At 69.8% G+C, this 15,288-nt stretch carries 17 protein-coding genes; 6 read left to right on the top strand and 11 right to left on the bottom strand.

Translation table 11 applies throughout. The annotated features are described in order from the left end of the window. Window positions 1–3: 3 nt before the first annotated feature. Complete coding sequence (locus ABTW95_RS18730) at window positions 4–381, bottom strand: nuclear transport factor 2 family protein (RefSeq protein ID WP_500226912.1); 378 nt, start codon at window positions 379–381, stop codon at window positions 4–6. A gap of 76 nt (window positions 382–457) precedes the next feature. On the opposite strand from ABTW95_RS18730, the gene ABTW95_RS18725 reads away from it, so the two are divergent. Next, window positions 458–913: a MarR family winged helix-turn-helix transcriptional regulator gene (locus ABTW95_RS18725; protein WP_500226911.1), complete on the top strand. Its 456-nt coding sequence runs from the start codon at window positions 458–460 to the stop codon at window positions 911–913. Window positions 914–956: 43 nt separating this feature from the next. Further along, window positions 957–1,457, top strand: a complete 501-nt coding sequence (locus ABTW95_RS18720; RefSeq protein ID WP_500226910.1) for a GNAT family N-acetyltransferase — start codon at window positions 957–959, stop codon at window positions 1,455–1,457. On the opposite strand, the gene ABTW95_RS18715 is transcribed toward ABTW95_RS18720, so the two are convergent. The 3 genes from ABTW95_RS18715 to ABTW95_RS18705 form a co-directional block, all read right to left on the bottom strand. Further along, window positions 1,454–2,035, bottom strand: coding sequence for a PaeR7I family type II restriction endonuclease (locus ABTW95_RS18715; RefSeq protein WP_500226953.1), 582 nt, complete (start codon window positions 2,033–2,035; stop codon window positions 1,454–1,456). The two genes, ABTW95_RS18720 and ABTW95_RS18715, sit on opposite strands and share 4 nt — an antisense overlap. Before the next feature lie 164 nt (window positions 2,036–2,199). Continuing rightward, window positions 2,200–3,876 (bottom strand): Eco57I restriction-modification methylase domain-containing protein, encoded by a 1,677-nt coding sequence (locus ABTW95_RS18710; protein ID WP_500226909.1) that lies wholly within the window; start codon window positions 3,874–3,876, stop codon window positions 2,200–2,202. A gap of 188 nt (window positions 3,877–4,064) precedes the next feature. Further along, window positions 4,065–4,469 (bottom strand): nuclear transport factor 2 family protein, encoded by a 405-nt coding sequence (locus ABTW95_RS18705; RefSeq protein ID WP_396452549.1) that lies wholly within the window; start codon window positions 4,467–4,469, stop codon window positions 4,065–4,067. 150 nt (window positions 4,470–4,619) lie between these two features. Between ABTW95_RS18705 and ABTW95_RS18700 the strand changes: the two genes are divergently transcribed. Next, complete coding sequence (locus ABTW95_RS18700; RefSeq protein WP_396452547.1) at window positions 4,620–5,201, top strand: PadR family transcriptional regulator; 582 nt, start codon at window positions 4,620–4,622, stop codon at window positions 5,199–5,201. 128 nt (window positions 5,202–5,329) lie between these two features. Here ABTW95_RS18700 and ABTW95_RS18695 read toward each other — a convergent pair whose 3' ends face one another. Then, window positions 5,330–9,304 (bottom strand): replicative DNA helicase, encoded by a 3,975-nt coding sequence (locus ABTW95_RS18695; RefSeq protein ID WP_500226908.1) that lies wholly within the window; start codon window positions 9,302–9,304, stop codon window positions 5,330–5,332. 339 nt (window positions 9,305–9,643) lie between these two features. On the opposite strand from ABTW95_RS18695, the gene ABTW95_RS18690 reads away from it, so the two are divergent. After that, window positions 9,644–10,969, top strand: coding sequence for an MATE family efflux transporter (locus ABTW95_RS18690; protein WP_500226907.1), 1,326 nt, complete (start codon window positions 9,644–9,646; stop codon window positions 10,967–10,969). Window positions 10,970–11,022: 53 nt separating this feature from the next. Beyond that, the gene (locus ABTW95_RS18685) at window positions 11,023–11,211 is read left to right on the top strand and encodes a hypothetical protein (RefSeq protein ID WP_176401727.1); all 189 of its coding nucleotides are present in this window, start codon (window positions 11,023–11,025) and stop codon (window positions 11,209–11,211) included. A gap of 58 nt (window positions 11,212–11,269) precedes the next feature. On the opposite strand, the gene ABTW95_RS18680 is transcribed toward ABTW95_RS18685, so the two are convergent. From ABTW95_RS18680 to ABTW95_RS18655, 6 genes are all read right to left on the bottom strand, one after another. Beyond that, entirely contained in the window at window positions 11,270–12,088 is an 819-nt protein-coding gene (locus tag ABTW95_RS18680; RefSeq protein WP_500226906.1) for a peptidoglycan recognition protein family protein, read from the bottom strand. Window positions 12,089–12,643: 555 nt separating this feature from the next. Then, complete coding sequence (rplI, locus tag ABTW95_RS18675) at window positions 12,644–13,090, bottom strand: 50S ribosomal protein L9 (protein WP_396452587.1); 447 nt, start codon at window positions 13,088–13,090, stop codon at window positions 12,644–12,646. A gap of 18 nt (window positions 13,091–13,108) precedes the next feature. Continuing rightward, window positions 13,109–13,345, bottom strand: a complete 237-nt coding sequence (gene rpsR / locus ABTW95_RS18670) for a 30S ribosomal protein S18 (RefSeq protein WP_019631633.1) — start codon at window positions 13,343–13,345, stop codon at window positions 13,109–13,111. 85 nt (window positions 13,346–13,430) lie between these two features. Beyond that, window positions 13,431–13,994: a single-stranded DNA-binding protein gene (locus ABTW95_RS18665; RefSeq protein WP_500226905.1), complete on the bottom strand. Its 564-nt coding sequence runs from the start codon at window positions 13,992–13,994 to the stop codon at window positions 13,431–13,433. 37 nt (window positions 13,995–14,031) lie between these two features. Further along, window positions 14,032–14,322: a 30S ribosomal protein S6 gene (gene rpsF, locus ABTW95_RS18660; RefSeq protein ID WP_163061065.1), complete on the bottom strand. Its 291-nt coding sequence runs from the start codon at window positions 14,320–14,322 to the stop codon at window positions 14,032–14,034. A gap of 228 nt (window positions 14,323–14,550) precedes the next feature. Next, a complete protein-coding gene (locus ABTW95_RS18655; protein ID WP_396452583.1) occupies window positions 14,551–14,715 on the bottom strand; it encodes a hypothetical protein in 165 nt (54 codons plus the stop codon). Window positions 14,716–14,937: 222 nt separating this feature from the next. On the opposite strand from ABTW95_RS18655, the gene ABTW95_RS18650 reads away from it, so the two are divergent. After that, window positions 14,938–15,261: a hypothetical protein gene (locus ABTW95_RS18650; protein WP_396452581.1), complete on the top strand. Its 324-nt coding sequence runs from the start codon at window positions 14,938–14,940 to the stop codon at window positions 15,259–15,261. Window positions 15,262–15,288 lie beyond the last annotated feature (27 nt).

Genomic DNA, 15,288 nt, shown 5'->3' with positions numbered 1-15,288 from the left:
CGGTCAGGCGGCTTCCCATATCGGATGGGCCTGGACGCGGGAGAGGCGCCAGCCTTCCCGCGTCCGGGCGGCCCGCAGCTCGTAGCGCTCGCCGAGCAGGCGCGGACCGCCCTCGTGCGCGAAGACGGCGAGGAGGTTCGCGCTGATCAACGCCGTGTCGCCGTCCACGTCGATGAGCGGACCGGTGATGAAGTGCTGGGTCGGCACCGCGTGGTTGCGGCGGGCCTGCTCCACGAGCGCGTCGACGCCCTTCGAGACGCCGCCCGGAGTGTGCGCCTCCGCGTCCTCGGTGAACAGGGCGCGTCCGTCGCCGGGGCTCTTGTCGTCCAGCCACCGCCCGAGGCGGCTGACCAGCGTCGACAACTCCTGCACATCGTCCATGACCACTCCATTCATTGGTGCGACCAACATTAACACGGAATTCATTGGTTCGACCAACAACCCCTAGACTGACGGCATGATGACGGCCGACGCCCGGACGCCCGAGCGCCTCCGGCATGCCCCGAGCTGGCTGATCAACCTCGTCTCGGCGCACAGCCACCGCCTGGTCGCCGCCCGCTTCGCCGCCGCGGGCGCCCGGGGCTACCACTTCCGGCTGCTCGCCGCCCTCGACGAGCACGGCCCGTCCAGCCAGGCCGCGCTGGGCCGCAACACCGGCATCGACCGCAGCGACGTCGTCGCCGCGCTGAACGAGCTCGCCGCGAAGGGCCTGGTCGAACGCTCCCCCGACCCGTCCGACCGGCGCCGCAACATCGTCACGCTCACCGCGGACGGCTCCCGCCACCTCAGCGAACTCGAGAAGGTCCTCGCCGGCATCCAGGACGAACTCCTCGCGCCGCTCTCCCCTGAAGAACGCGAACAGCTCATCGGGTTGCTCACCCGCCTCGCCGACCACCACGCGAAGGCCCGGTAAACCGATCGCGACCACCGCAAACCCGGCCCTACGCTTGGCGCCCATGCTCCGGCTCGTCGAACTGCCGCCCGCCGCGATGACCGCACTGCTGGACGGAGACCTCGCCACGGCGAGCGCGTCCGCCGGCATCCCCCTGACCGACTACTTCATCACCGACGAGGCGAAGTCGCTGTGGCGCCTCCGCCTCGCCCAACTCGCCCGCGACCCGTCCCACGCCCCGTGGATCGTGCGGGCCGCCGTCGCCGAACCGGAGGGGCACGTCGTCGGCCACGCCGGCTTCCACGGGGCGCCCGAGGACGGCACGGTCACGATCGCCTACTCCGTCGACCCGGCGCACCGCCGCAAGGGCTACGCCCGCGCGATGCTCGCCGCCCTCCAGGAACGCGCGGCCGCCGACCCGACCGTCACCACCGTCCGCGCCACGATCAGCCCCGACAACCAGGCGTTCCTCGCCACGATCGCCGGCCAGGACTTCACCTTCACAGGCGAACAATGGGACGACGAAGACGGCCGCGAACTAATCTTCACCCGCCCCGCCCGCTAACCCTCCCTGCGGAACGGAAGTCCCAACTCTTTGAGATAGGTGATCCGGGCGGTTATCGCGGCAGAAAAGTGCTTCCAGTCGAGACTCTCGACTAGTTCCACTGGCTGCGGGTGTGCCTCTGACGAGGTGATGTAGCAGACGGCATCGTACAGACCTTCTGCCACAAGACGTTCGCAGAAGAGCGCGAACCTTGTTTGATATGACCGCCCGTGCCAGATCTCCTCAACAGGAGAAGCGCCTTCCAGAACCCGAACGGGAGTGCGCGAACCGGGGGCATCTTCCATGATGAAGAAGTAGCCGAGCCAGGGTTTTTCGCCAGGGAAGAGATCAGCGAGCACAGCGCGACGGAGGTCGACAGCGCTGCCCAGTGCCTCTTCTACTCGGTTGTTGTAGTTGTTGCCGAACGAGGGACCACCGAGCGCCTTGAGTTCGAAGGCCGCAACAAGCGTGTTCCTGTGGGAGACCACGAGATCCCATTGCTTCTGCGGGCGGTAGTAGCCTGGAAGTTCCAGGCCATGTTTCTTGGTGACCCGGATATCTTCGGGCGGGTAGTCGGCTTCGAGAAAGAACTTGGCCAGAAGAGCGGCGATTTCATCGAAGTGCTTGCCTCCACGAACCGAGCCCGCAGTGCCCGCGCCGACAGCATCTTTGATCTTGGAGAGCTCTCGCTGAGACTTTTTCGCGCCCCAGTAAGCCGCGACGCGTTCTCGAAGTCCTGTCGAGTGACTGCCAATGTGTTCCTCTAGTCGGGGAGTTCTGCGAGCCCGTAGGCGCGCAGGGCGGCTTGCGTCGCCGCCTGGACGTCACGGCGTTCGAACGCAGCCGCCAATGCTGTGCTGGTCTCTTCGTTGATCTCCGCAGGATCTGGGACGCGGATCTTGCGCAGATACTGGGCTTGGAACCGTAGAGTCCCACCTCGCATCTTGACCGCGTACGCCGCTACGAACGCCTCAGCGACTTTGGACAGCAGCAAGCCCCCAAGGACCCGCAAGTCCCAGACATCGGAGACGATGAAGTACAGATTGTGATGAGGGTACAGGCCTCCCTCATCCAGCACGGGGTGTATGACCTGCTTCATGTCCGGAAGCAGCAACTTGGGACGAGTGTTCAGCCGAGGATCGACCTTGTCGATCGTCTTGAACCAGCGGTCTGGTTGCTTCACGGCAACGTGACGCTTCCGCAGTGCGGCCTCGTGTTGTGCGAAGTAGGCGCGCAGCCGAGGGTAGGCCGCCAAGTCGACGAGCCCACCGGCCGCATTCCACGGATTGACCAGGTACATACCGCCCCAGTCCAGACGCCCGGACGTCGTATCGCGGACCATGGCGAGCGGAAGCAGGCGGTCTTGCTCCACAAGGTCGGGTTGATCAGTGATAAAGACTTTGTCCGCCCCCGTCGCAATTCCGATGCCGACACGCGTTCCTGTGGTCTCGTCCTCCAAGAGGCGGAACCTGTCGCTCAACTCCTCCAGAACAGCCAAGCGCGCCGGGGACGCTGCCGGCCAGGAATCCTCGCCGGGGAACCAATGCGGTAGGCGCGACGCCTTGAACCCCTTAGAGGTGACACCGTCCTGCGCCCGGTCAGCCGTCCATCTAAGAAGGCTCCGAGCCTCCAATTGTCCAAACTCTCGTGTGGTATCAGCAGCGATCGCAGGACCCTGTGTGCCGTTGCGGATGATGGTTATCGCGGGGTAGGCGGATACCTGGTCGTGGAACGCATCCACATCATGCATCGCGAGGACCAAGTCCATGCTGTAGCGCTGTGTCACCATCTGCCTGAGGCGCCGACCATACTGGTTGCGCATCCAACGGTCAGCGCAGATGAAGCCGAGCTTGCCGCCAGGCTTCAAGCTGCGAAGACCTACCTCATAGAACCCCACGTACACATCAGCCCGACCACCCATCGTCGGGCAGGCGGACCGGTAGGCCAGCATGCGCTCGTCAGGTACATCCTCCAGCCGGATATAAGGGGGATTGCCGACGACGAAGTCGGCCTCGCCGGCATCGTTGGCCGCAAGAAGGTAGTCGCCCTGGCACACCCAGCCCTGCGCGACGGCGTCAACCTCTCCGTGGTCCCAGCCGTCCGAGGTGAGTCGGTCACGGACGAGTATGAGCGACTGCTTCACGTTCTCGTCCAGCAGATCCATGGCCCGAATCGCCCCGGCCGCATCCGACAGTGAGCGCCCGTGAGCCCGGCACGACTTGCTCAGCCGCTCAACGATCGGCCCCAGGAACGCGCCCTGCCCGCATGCCGGCTCGACCAGCCGCAGCCCAGCAAGATCGCGGTCAGCCGTGTAGCCCACAAGGTCGAGGATCAGTTCGACGACCCAGCGGCGGGTGAAGACCTCGCCGTGCCGCACCGCCTCCTGCAACGCCACCGGCAGCGGAGGCTCGTCGACGTCGAACAGCGCTTGAGTGACCACCGGCCAGACGATACCCCCAGCACACGAAGCCCGAGGTCACACCGCCGACTTGTGGATATCTCTTGGGTGTACCCGGTGGCGTGACGACACCGCCATCCGGCTCATCGAAGCGGCGATCTTGGGGCGGCCGGTCTTTGTGAACAGAAGGACCGTTCGAGCGGCCTGCGGGCGACGCGGCGGCCTGCCGCTTACTCCGCCGGAGTCTGTGCCGCAGCCTCTTGCTGGATGCGGTCGAACTGGGCGCCCATCGCCTCCGCCAGTGCCTTCGCCGCCGACAGCGGGCGCACCATCACGGTGAGTTCGTCGATCAGCCCGTCCTCGTCGAGGTGCAGGAAGTCGCATCCGTGCACCTGGAGGCCGTTCACCATCGCCTTGAACACCAGCGCGAGGTCGCGGCCGTCCGCGCTGACGATCTCCCGCACGTAGTGGATGTCCTCCAGCACCCGCGCCGCGCCGCGCACGAACGCCGCGGTGATCGCCTTCCCCTCGTACGGCTTGAACACGACAGGGCTGGTGAACACGGCGCCCTCCGCGAACAGCGCCTCCAGCGCCTCGATGTCACCGGCCTCCACGGCCCGTCGGAACGGATGCATGGGCGCGCCCCCCCGATATGAAACTAGTTGACTAGGTGCGGATGACACTAATCGCGCCTTCTAGTACTCGTCCAGTGGACAGGGGCGTGGCGCTAGTCACAAAATTGATTAATGGCCGAAGCACCTAATGTCGCCGCTACCCTCGGACGCATGTCACTGCGCAACGCGGTTCTGGCCACGCTCCTGGAGGGCGAGGCCTCCGGGTACGACCTGGCGAAGAGCTTCGACGCCGGGGTCGCCAACTTCTGGATGGCCACCCCGCAGCAGCTCTACCGGGAACTGGACAAGATGGCCGCCGAGGGCCTCATCCAGGCGCGCGTGGTCGAGCAGGAACGCCGTCCCAACAAGCGCCTGTTCTCCCTCACCGTCGCCGGGCGCCGCGCCCTGTACGACTTCACCGCCACCCCGCCGCGCCCCGGCGCGATCCGCGAGGAACTGATGGTCCAGGTCCAGGCGGTGGACGCCGGCGACGTCCGCGCGGTCATGAACGCCATCCGCGAACGCATGACGTGGGCCGAGTCCAAGATCGCCCGCTTTGAACGCCTCCGTGCCCGCCTCCTGGACGGGCGCACCGAAGAAGAGCACCTCGCGACCGCCGACCGCATCGGCCCCTACCTCACGTTGATGCGCGGCCTGGCGTTCGAACGCGAAAACCTCCGCTGGTGCCAGCAGGCCCTGGCCGTCCTCAACCGACGCACCGCGACGCCCTGCCCCTCCGGCCCCGACAACTGAAGCGCGGTGCCGGCCGTAACAGGTCACGGGGTGGATCCCGGCAACGCTGCCACTGGCGTCGATGTCCGCGCGCTACGAGGCACCATGCTGTTGGACGGCCGCAGACGCCGGGCTGAGCAGCGGGGACGTTACTGGGCCATGTCGACGAAGCGGCTGTAGTGGCCCTGGAAGGCGACGGTGACCGTGGCGGTCGGGCCGTTGCGGTGCTTCGCGACGATCAGGTCGGCTTCGCCGGCGCGCGGCGACTCCTTCTCGTAGGCGTCCTCGCGGTGCAGCAGGATCACCATGTCCGCGTCCTGCTCAATGCTGTTGTGCAGGGAGATCCCGTTCGCCACGAAGTTGTGGAGCCCGAGCACCGTGGCATCGTAGACGTCCTGCTCCCCGATGCTCTCGATCCCGGCTATCTCGTCCCAGAACACGTCGTTGGTGCCGAGCAGTTCCAGCTCGGCGCCGTCCAGAACCGTTGCCACGCGTCCCAGGCGTTCACGGCCGGGCGCGTGCCCCGACCGCGAAGTGCCACGGGACTGGACGTCGAGCGCGGCACGCGATTCCCCGTGCGCCGTCCCTCGATCGGCGAGGACGCTCCGAACGTCATCCCAGACCGCCGTGGGGACGGCGTCGCGGTCGGTGTTCGATCGAAGCCCGCGGAGCCGGTCGGCAGCGGACGCGGCCATGACACCGCGCGCCCCGTGGACGCCGACGGCCTCGAAGAACGCGAGCTGATTCTCCGCACCGGAGAGGTGGAGCCGATACCCGCCACGCCCGGAGCCCTCCGCGGCGCTCTCGATGCGCGAGATGATCCCGAACCGCAGGAGCAAGGTGGAGACGTCCTCCACGAGTCGCCTGCTCGCGGACACGTAGGACACGCGGCAATCGCCGTTCTCCGCATCCCAGTGCACGCAGCCGTCCGCGGCCCAGAGATGCCTGAGGAAAAGCGCCACCTGCTCCTTCGGAAGCCTGAAGACCGGCGCCGGGACGAACTTCTCATGCAGGCGCCTTCCGAACAGCCCGAGCTCGTCGAGCCACTCGGCGACCGGGCCACCGCCGGTCAGGCGGTGCGGCGCCGGGAACCGTAGCGTGGCCCCCGCGCCCTCCCGCTCCTCCCGGACGGCGGTGACGCCGAAATGCTCGGCCGCCCGCGTGACGGCCCGAAGACACGCCTCGTCCGCGGCGACACAGCGAATCGGCTGACGCTCGACGAACGACCTGTCGCCGAGGAGGTGCGCCAGCATCACCACGCGCGCCTCGGGCCACGCCGCCGGCTCCAGCGGCGGCGGCACATGCCGGGAGACCGCGACGCGCGAACCCGGCACCAGCTCGCCGAGCGGCATCCACCCGTCATAGGTGAGGAACGGGTGGTTGGCGGTGGCCTCGACCTGCCTGCCCGAGGCCAACGTGACGCGGAAGACTTCCCCGCGCCCGCTGGAGAAGGCATGCGTCATGGTCCGCGGCACGTACTTCAAGCGCTCATCGAGCGCCCACACGGGAACGTCCCTCGCGCCGCTCGCCATGAGCTCGCCGATGGTGACCTGCTCGTTCGTGTCCGCGCGCATGATCCGGGTGGACGCGGTGACGCACCCCGACTCGCGCAGGTCGGACACCATGGGCTTCTTGTCCGTCCGCTGCTCCGGCCCTCGGTTGAGCTGCGACAGCGCGACCACCGGGACGCCCAGCTCCTTCGCGAGGAGCTTCAGCGAGCGGGAGAACTCCGACACCTCGACCTGGCGGCTCTCCACCCGCTTCCCGGACGTCATGAGCTGCAGGTAGTCGATGATGACGAGGCGCAGATCGTGCTGCTGCTTGAGCCGCCGGCACTTCGCGCGGATCTCCATCATCGACATGTTGGGCGAGTCGTCGATGAACAGCGGCGCCTCGGCGACCTCGCTCATGCGGCGGGCGAGGCGCGTCCAGTCCTCGTCCTGCATGGTGCCGGACCGCATCGCGTGCAGCGCCACCCGCGCCTCGGCGGACAGCAGCCGCATGGTGATCTCGTTGCGCCCCATCTCCAGGCTGAAGAACGCCGAGGTCAGACCGTGCTTGATGGACGCGGCGCGGGCGAAGTCGAGCGCCAGCGTCGAGTTGTGCGTCGGGACGCAGGACCGCCCGGCCAGGTACATGTGGTCGTCGTTGTCGACCTGGACGCACCGGACGGGGACGCTCTCGACCGGCCGCACGTCGACGATGTGCCGCACCCCGGCCTCCGGCCGGGGGCTCCCGCCCTGCCGGGCCGCCTTGCGGGGCAGCCGGAAGACCGCGCCGGCAGGGACGAAGCTGATCTCGTGCACCGGCTCTTCCGCGCGGTCGCCCGCCGGGACGGTCGTCAGCGCGGCGTGGTGGCCGAGGCTGACGATGAGTTCGCGCACCCCCGCGGCGAGCCGCGCGGAGGAGACCACCAGGTCGACGCGCCCGTCCGCGGACACGTGCCCGAGGACGTCGAGCAGCCCGGCCAGCAGCGCCCGCCGCTGCGCCGCGGACGCCCGCAGGTAGCGCGCCGGGACGTGCTTGCCGGGCAGCAGGCCGAGGCGATCGAGCTCGCGGTCGACTCCGGGCAGCAGGTGGCAGCCGGGAACCGGCTCGGGTGCGACCCGCTGACCGGTCGCCTCGATCTGCGCGATGACCTCGCCGTCCAGGCAGGTGATGCGGCCGTCGGCGTCCTCCCCGGCGCCCAGCCACACGCCGAGGACGTACGGGTCGACCGGCAGCTCGGCCTCGGGAAGGTCGAACGCGGCGGCGACCTCCACGGCGTGGACGGGACGCCCTTCGCGCCTCAGCGTCGCGAAGATCTCTTCGGTCGTCCGGACGCGGGAGCGCGGGCCGTACCGCAGGGCGGCGCCCCACCCGGACGCCGCCGGACGGTGCCCGGCGGCCGGCCCGTCATGCGGGACGCCCTCCGCACCGGCCCCCTCGGCACCGGCCCGCGCGGACCGGCCGCGGGGCCGCCGGGCGACCTCCGCCCAGACCCCGCGCCGGCCCCGGAGCGGGCCGCGAACGCGGTGCGCCTCGTTCAACGGGACCGGGTGGCCGCGCCCGGAAGGCTCCCGCCTGAACGGCCTCCGGGACCGTCCGGTGAGCGCTGACGGGACGGCCGTCACGCCGCGGACCGCGGCGCGGCCGACGGGCTCCTCCTCGCGCATGCCGCCCGCGACGGCGCGATCCGCATCGGCGGCGAGTACAGGCTCGTTCGCCGGAAAGCGACGCGCGCCGCCCTCTCCCGTCTGCGTCACAGTGCGCCACTGATGCCGGGCGTCCGCGACGATGACCTCCCCGTCCGAGAACTCGACCTCGTAGCAGGGACGGCCGTGCATCACCTCGGTGGCCGCGACGACGCGGGTAGGCCGGCCGTCGGCTCCGAGCAGGTGGTCGCCCACCGCGACCTCGCCCATCGTCGTCCAGCCCGTGGGAGTCGGGAGCGGGGTGTCGGTCTTCAGCGCCTTGCCCATGGCGGGACGGGCGGCCACCACGATCATCTGGCCCGGGTGCAGGCCGTTGGTGAGGGCGTCGAGGTCGGCGAAGCCGGTGGGGCAGCCGACCATCTGGCCGCCGCGGCTGCCGATGGCCTCGATCTCGTCCAGGGCGCCGGGCATGATCTCCGACAGCGCGACGTAGTCTTCGCCGGCGCGCTTCTCCGCGATGGCGAAGACCTCCGCCTGGGCGCGGTCGAGGATCTCGTCGGCGTCGGCGCCGTCGGCGGCGTAGCCCATCTGGACGATGCGGGTGCCGGTCTCCACCAGGCGCCGCAGGATGGCCCGCTCGTGGACGATCTTCGCGTAGTACCCGGCGTTGGCGGCCGTGGGCACCAGGGAGATCAGGGTGTGCAGGTAGGGGGCGCCGCCGATCCGCGCGATCTCGCCGTTCTTGGTGAGCTCGCCGGCCACGGTGACGGCGTCGGCCGGGTCGCCGCGGCCGTACAGGTCGAGGATGACGTCGTAGATGATCTGGTGCGCGGGACGGTAGAAGTCGGGCGCGCGCAGCAGCTCGACGACCTCGGCGATGGCGTCCTGGGACAGCAGCATGCCGCCGAGCACGCCCTGCTCCGCGGAGATGTCGTGCGGCGGCGTGCGTTCGAACTCGTGCTCCTGCGGTCCGATGTCGGCCACGCTCACCGTCGCACCCCCTTCGTCTCGGCCGCCGGCGGCCCCGTCCGCCCCATCGCCGACCGGTCTCCTCACGTCTATCTGACGCGTCGGACATTCTCGCGACCCCGCGCGCCCATGGGCAAAGCCGCCTGTGGACGAACCTGTGGAACGCCTGTGCAGACACGCCGCGTTGGTTGTGCACGACCTGTGGACAACTTTGTGGATTCGCCGTGGACGACGCTCTCGGCAACGCTGCCACCTGCAATAACGTCATCCACCGGCTGTGCGGGAAAGAAAGTCGCCCGTCCCCGCCACTGTAATGATTTAAGTTCTTAGGGCAGTTACACCGGTGGTAGCCTCGGCGCGGTGACGACTCCCCGGCGGCTCGCGACCGCGCACGACCGCGAGATCCTGCGCCTTGCCGTGCCTGCCTTCGGCGCGCTCGTCGCCGAACCCCTCTTCCTGCTGTCCGACTCGGCGATCGTCGGGCATCTCGGCACCGCCCAGCTGGGCGGGCTCGGGGTCGCCGGGCAGGCGCTCAACACCCTCGTCTACCTCTGCGTCTTCCTCGCGTACGGGACGACCGCCGGGGTCGCACGGCAGATCGGCGCCGGGGACATGCGGGCCGCGATCAGGCAGGGGATCGACGGCATGTGGCTCGCCGTCGCCATCGGGGCGGCGCTGATCGCGGCCGGCTGGCCGCTCGTCCCGTGGATCGTGGACGCGTTCGGCGCGTCCCCCGTCGTGACCCCGTACGCCGAGACCTACCTGCGGGTGAGCCTCTTCGGCATCCCGTCGATGCTGCTCGTCCTCGCCGGCACCGGCGTCCTGCGCGGCCTGCAGGACACGCGCACGCCGCTCCTCGTCTCCATCGGCGGCTTCTCGGCGAACCTGCTGCTCAACGCCGTGTTCGTGATCGTCCTCGGCTGGGGGATCGCCGGTTCGGCCTGGGGCACCGTCCTCGCCCAGACGGGCAGCGCGGCCGTCTACGCGGCCATCGTCCTGCGCGCGGCGCGCCGCCACGGCGCCCCCGTCCGCCCCGACCTGGACGGGTTGCGGACGGCGGCCACGGCCGGCTTCGGCCTCCTGGTGCGGACGGCCGCGCTCCGCGTCGTCCTCATCGTCGGGACGTCGATCGCCGCCCGGATGGGAGACGCGGAGATCGCCGCCTACCAGGTCGGTTTCCAGGTGTGGACGCTGCTGGCGTTCGCGCTCGACGCCATCGCGATCGCCGGGCAGGCCATCACCGGACGCTACCTGGGCGCGTCCGACGTCTCGGGCACGCGCGCCGTCACGCGCCGGATGGTGTGGTGGGGCATCGCCTGCGGCATCGCGTTCGGGGTGGGCGTCCTCATCGTGCGCCCGTGGCTGCCCGGCCTGTTCACCCCGGACGGCGACGTCCGGCACCTCCTGTTCGCCTCGCTGCTCCTGGTCGCGGTGCTGCAGCCCGTCGCGGGCGTGGTGTTCGTCCTGGACGGCATCCTGATCGGCGCGGGCGACGGCGCCTACCTGGCGGTGACGACGCTGGTCGCGACGGTCGTCTTCCTGCCCGCGGCGGTCGTCCTCTACCGGGCGGACGCGGGGCTCCTCGGCCTCTGGACCGCGATCGGCCTGTGGATGCTGACCCGCATGCTCACCCTCGGCCTCCGCGCCCGCGGCGACCGCTGGCTGGTCACCGGCGCCGTCCGCTGACCGCTTCCGCGATTCGCACCCGCACCGGCAGCCTCACCCGCTACTATTCGAACATGTGTTCCACACACGGCGAGCGGATGGCCCGGCTGACCCAGGCGATCGACGACCTCGCGGCCGAGGGCCTGGCAGGACTGCCCCCGGAGACCCTGGTGGAACGGGTGGCGGGCATCTGGTCCCTGATCGAGGGCATCGACCCCGAGATCGCCCGCCGCCGCACCCGCTACACGACCCCCGAAACCTGACCGACCCGCCCCGCCAGCGCCTCCGCCCCGCCTGGCCCTCGGCAGAACGCCGGGTGCGTCAGGTCAGGTCGTCGAGCGGTGGGAGGATCGGCAGGACGGGCCCGGTCGTTGCGTTGCCCTGGCTCGGGGATCCCTCAAGACGTGCGGCGACCGCCCTGCGCAGCTCCGGCAGCCGGGCGTAGAGCTTGTCGCCCGGACATGACGTCTTGTTGTAGTCGCGGTGACCGACGATGGCCTCGGACGGATCCAGGTCGTACTCCTGGCACAGCCACACGCAGACCTCCAGCAGCGACTTCCACAGCTTGCCGGGAACCGCCCGCGAGGTGTACGTCCCCTCGTTCTCGATGCCGATCGTGTGGTCGTTGTTGTGCAGGACCTGCGCCCCGACCACGAGGTTCCCGGCCCGGATCGACTTCAGGCTGCGGTTGCGCCCCTCCATCACGATGCCGCCCCGGCTGATGGTGAGCTGCTGGCCGGTGTCGTCCCACCCGTTCTTGTCCATGTGGAAGTTCTGGATGTACCGGGACAGGGCGAACGCATGCGCCAGCGACCCGTCGTTCGAGTTCGCCGTGGCGGTGTGGTGCACGACGATATGGTCCGGCGCCCGGTTGAGGACCGTGGCCGGCCGCCGGGGCGGCCTCGCCTTCCACTGCGCGCGCGTGTAGACGTGCGGAGTCTCCGCCGTGAACAGGGCGCGTCCTGCCGTTCCCTCGGCCGCCGCCTCCTCCGCCATGGCTCCATTCTGGAGGGGCGACGACATGGACAGCATCTCCAGCAGGCCGGCCCCGGCCACGCCGCCGATGACCGCCCGGCGGGTCACCCGCACGCCGGCCCGCCCCCGGTCGTCCGCGCCGTCCCCCGATTGCGCGATCAACACCGTCCCCCCCTCGTTCCGGCGATCAACTGATCACGGAACGTAATGGCCGCTCTGTTGATCACCCAAACACAGGGCGGTTCAGGGACGTTTCACATGAAACCCAATGCGCGACCCCCGGTTTTGGACGCCCCCAACCCTCCCCTTGTGCAAGACATTGCGGGATCGAAAACCGGCCATCCCCGCCGAAACCCGCTTCGCCGCACCCACCGCACCCGCGGAACGCCGGGCACCGCCACCGGCTTCGACGAACACCGTGCGGCCGGCGGCGAACGCGTCCGACACCACAGCGCCCCCGGCGGGCCGTTCCGCGCGCCGGGGCGCACACCCCGCTCAGCCGACGCCTGCCGCACCCGTGCAATTCCGGCACCGGTACCGGCTTCGGCGGCGAGCACGCTCACGCACCACGGCGATCTCGGCGAGGGGCGCCGGGAGCTGTGGTAGAGAAGCCGTCATGGCTTCTCTGACCGGCCGGCCCGGGCGGTCGGCCTGTGCCGGGACGCGGAACGGCCCCCGAGCCCATGTGGGTTCGGGGGCCGTTCGGACGCGCCCGGGGTGTCAGGCCTCGACGACGTTGACGTCGATCGTGGCGTTGACGTCGCTGTGCAGGCGGACGCTGACCCGGTGGGTGCCGACGGTCTTGATCGGGTTGCCGATCTCGATGCGGCGGCGGTCCAGGTCGGGGCCGTCGGCGGCCTTGACCGCCTCGGCGATGTCGGCGGCGGTCACCGCGCCGAACAGGCGGCCGTTGCTGCCGGTCCGGGTGCGGAGCGTGACGCGCAGCCCGCCGAGCTGGTCGGCGACCTCCTTGGCGTGCTCGACGGTCGCGATCTCGCGGGCCGAACGCGCCTTCTTGATGGACTCGATCTCCTTCTCGGCGCCCCGGGTCCACCTGATGGCGAACCCGCGGGGGACGAGGTAGTTGCGGCCGTAGCCGTCGCGGACCTCGATGACGTCACCGGGCTCGCCGAGCCCGGAGACCTGCTGGGTCAGGATGAGCTTCATGATCTGTTCCCCCCGGCCTCAGCGCGCGGTGCTGGTGTACGGCAGCAGCGCCATCTCGCGGGCGTTCTTGATCGCCGTGGCGACGTCCCGCTGGTGCTGGGTGCAGTTGCCGGTCACCCGCCGGGCACGGATCTTGCCGCGGTCGGAGATGAACTTCCGCAGCAGGCCCGTGTCCTTGTAGTCGACGTAGGAGATCTTCTCCTGGCAGAAAACGCAAACCTTCTTCTTGGGCTTGCGGGGAGGTGGCTTCGCCATCGTGGTGCTCCTTTGGGAGAGCCCCGCTCACGCGGGAATGGACGTGTACTTGGTGTTGCCGTGGTCGCGCCGGAGCAGGCCCGGGCTAGAACGGCGGGTCGTCGGAGTAGCCGCCGCCACCGCCGCCGGTGGCCCACGGGTCGGCGGGGGCGCCGCCCTGCTGGCCGCCTCCGAAGCCGCCGCCCTGCTGGCCGCCGCCCCCGAAGCCGCCGTCCTGGCCGCCGCCGCCGAAACCGCCGCCGCCCTGGCCGCCACCGCCGCCGAAGCCGCCGCCACCACCCTGCCGCTGGGTCTTGTTGACCTTCGCGGTGGCGTTGCGCAGCGACGGGCCGACCTCGTCGACCTCGACCTCGAAGACGGTGCGCTTCTCACCCTCGCGGGTCTCGTACGAGCGCTGCTTGAGGCGTCCCTGGACGATGACCCGCATGCCGCGCTGCAGGGTCTCCGCGACGTTCTCGGCGGCCTGCCGCCAGACGTTGCAGGTCAGGAACAGGGCCTCGCCGTCCTTCCACTCGCCGGACTGGCGGTCGAAGAACCGCGGGGTCGAGGCGATGCGGAAGGACGCGACCGCCTGGCCGCTCGGGGTGAAGCGCAGATTCGGGTCCTCGACGAGGTTCCCGACGATCGTGATTACGGTGTCGCCTGCCATGGGGCTCGCTCCGGCTGCTGTGAGGGCTGAGCCAGGCTCAGTGGACCTCGGGGCGGATGACCTTGGTACGGAGGATCGACTCGCTCAGGTTGAGCTGCCGGTCGAGCTCCTTGACCGTGGCAGGCTCGGCCGACAGGTCGATCACCGCGTAGATGCCTTCGGACTTCTTCTGGATCTCGTACGCCAGGCGCTTGCGGCCCCAGACGTCGACCTTCTCCACGGTGCCGCCGCCGTCCCGGACGACCTTCAGGAACGGGTCGAGCGCCGCGTTCGCGGTGCGCTCGTCGATGGCGGGGTCGAGGATGGTCATGAGTTCGTAACGACGCATGCTGTGTCCCTACCTCCTCTGGACTGATGCGGTCACGGTCTCTCCGTGACAGGAGGGCTCTTGCGTCCCCCGCGGCGGCGCCGGACCCGGATCGCCGGGCGCACCTGCCGCGAGACCGGTACAGGCTACCAACAGTCGGCACCGCACGAACCCGTTCTCGCAGCGGAACGGCGGGGCCGGCCGCGCCGGGGGGACGCCGCCGCGCGGGAGCGCCGCGCGGCGGTGCGGTCAGCGGCGGGCGCCCGGTCGGGCGGTCTTGGCGCAGCGGCGGCGTTCCAGCTCGGCCATGATGTCGGCCATCCGGGCCCGCATTCGGGCGGTCTGCGTCGTCAGCTGGGACAGCTCCTCCACGAGCTCCGCGTCGCCGATGAGCCCCAACTCCGCTTTCGTCACGGTGTGCACCTCCTGCTCTCCCCCCGCTTCCCCTCGGGGGCAGGACCCGAGCCGGTGTTCTCGAATCCGTGTTCGACAGTACCGGGTGCCGCCGACATTTTCCGCCCGTCCACGCTGGTTGATCTTCGCTCGGGCTGGGAATTCCTTACGGACATGGTCCGTCCGGTCCCGCGTTCACCATGCGCCCCAGCGCGGGAGCCCCGACCTGGAGGAGGATCCCCGATGTCGCAGGAGGCAACCGGCGCCAAACGGCCGTCCGCCCGCACTGAGCGAACCGAGCGAACCGAGGTCCAGCAGGAGTCCCACCGGCTGCAGGACGTACTGGCGGTGGCCGCCGTCACGATCGGGATCGCCGCCCTCATCCTGGGCTGGATCGAGGCGACCCACTTCCCCGGCGCGGTGCTCGGGGTCATCGGCCTGCCGCTCGCGCTGTACTCGCAGATGATCTCGGCCACGACGAACGAGCGCTGGCTGAACGTGATCGGCATGATCGCCTCCTTCATCGGCGCCGGCTTCGCGCTCAGCAACGGAGGCTTCTCGATCTGACCTACCGCACCCGGCGCCCGCCGCCGA

Source organism: Spirillospora sp. NPDC127506, assembly GCF_040302145.1.
Classification (GTDB): domain Bacteria; phylum Actinomycetota; class Actinomycetes; order Streptosporangiales; family Streptosporangiaceae; genus Spirillospora.
The sequence above is the reverse complement of the archived record's forward strand: the minus strand, read 5'-3'. Positions and strand labels throughout refer to the sequence as shown.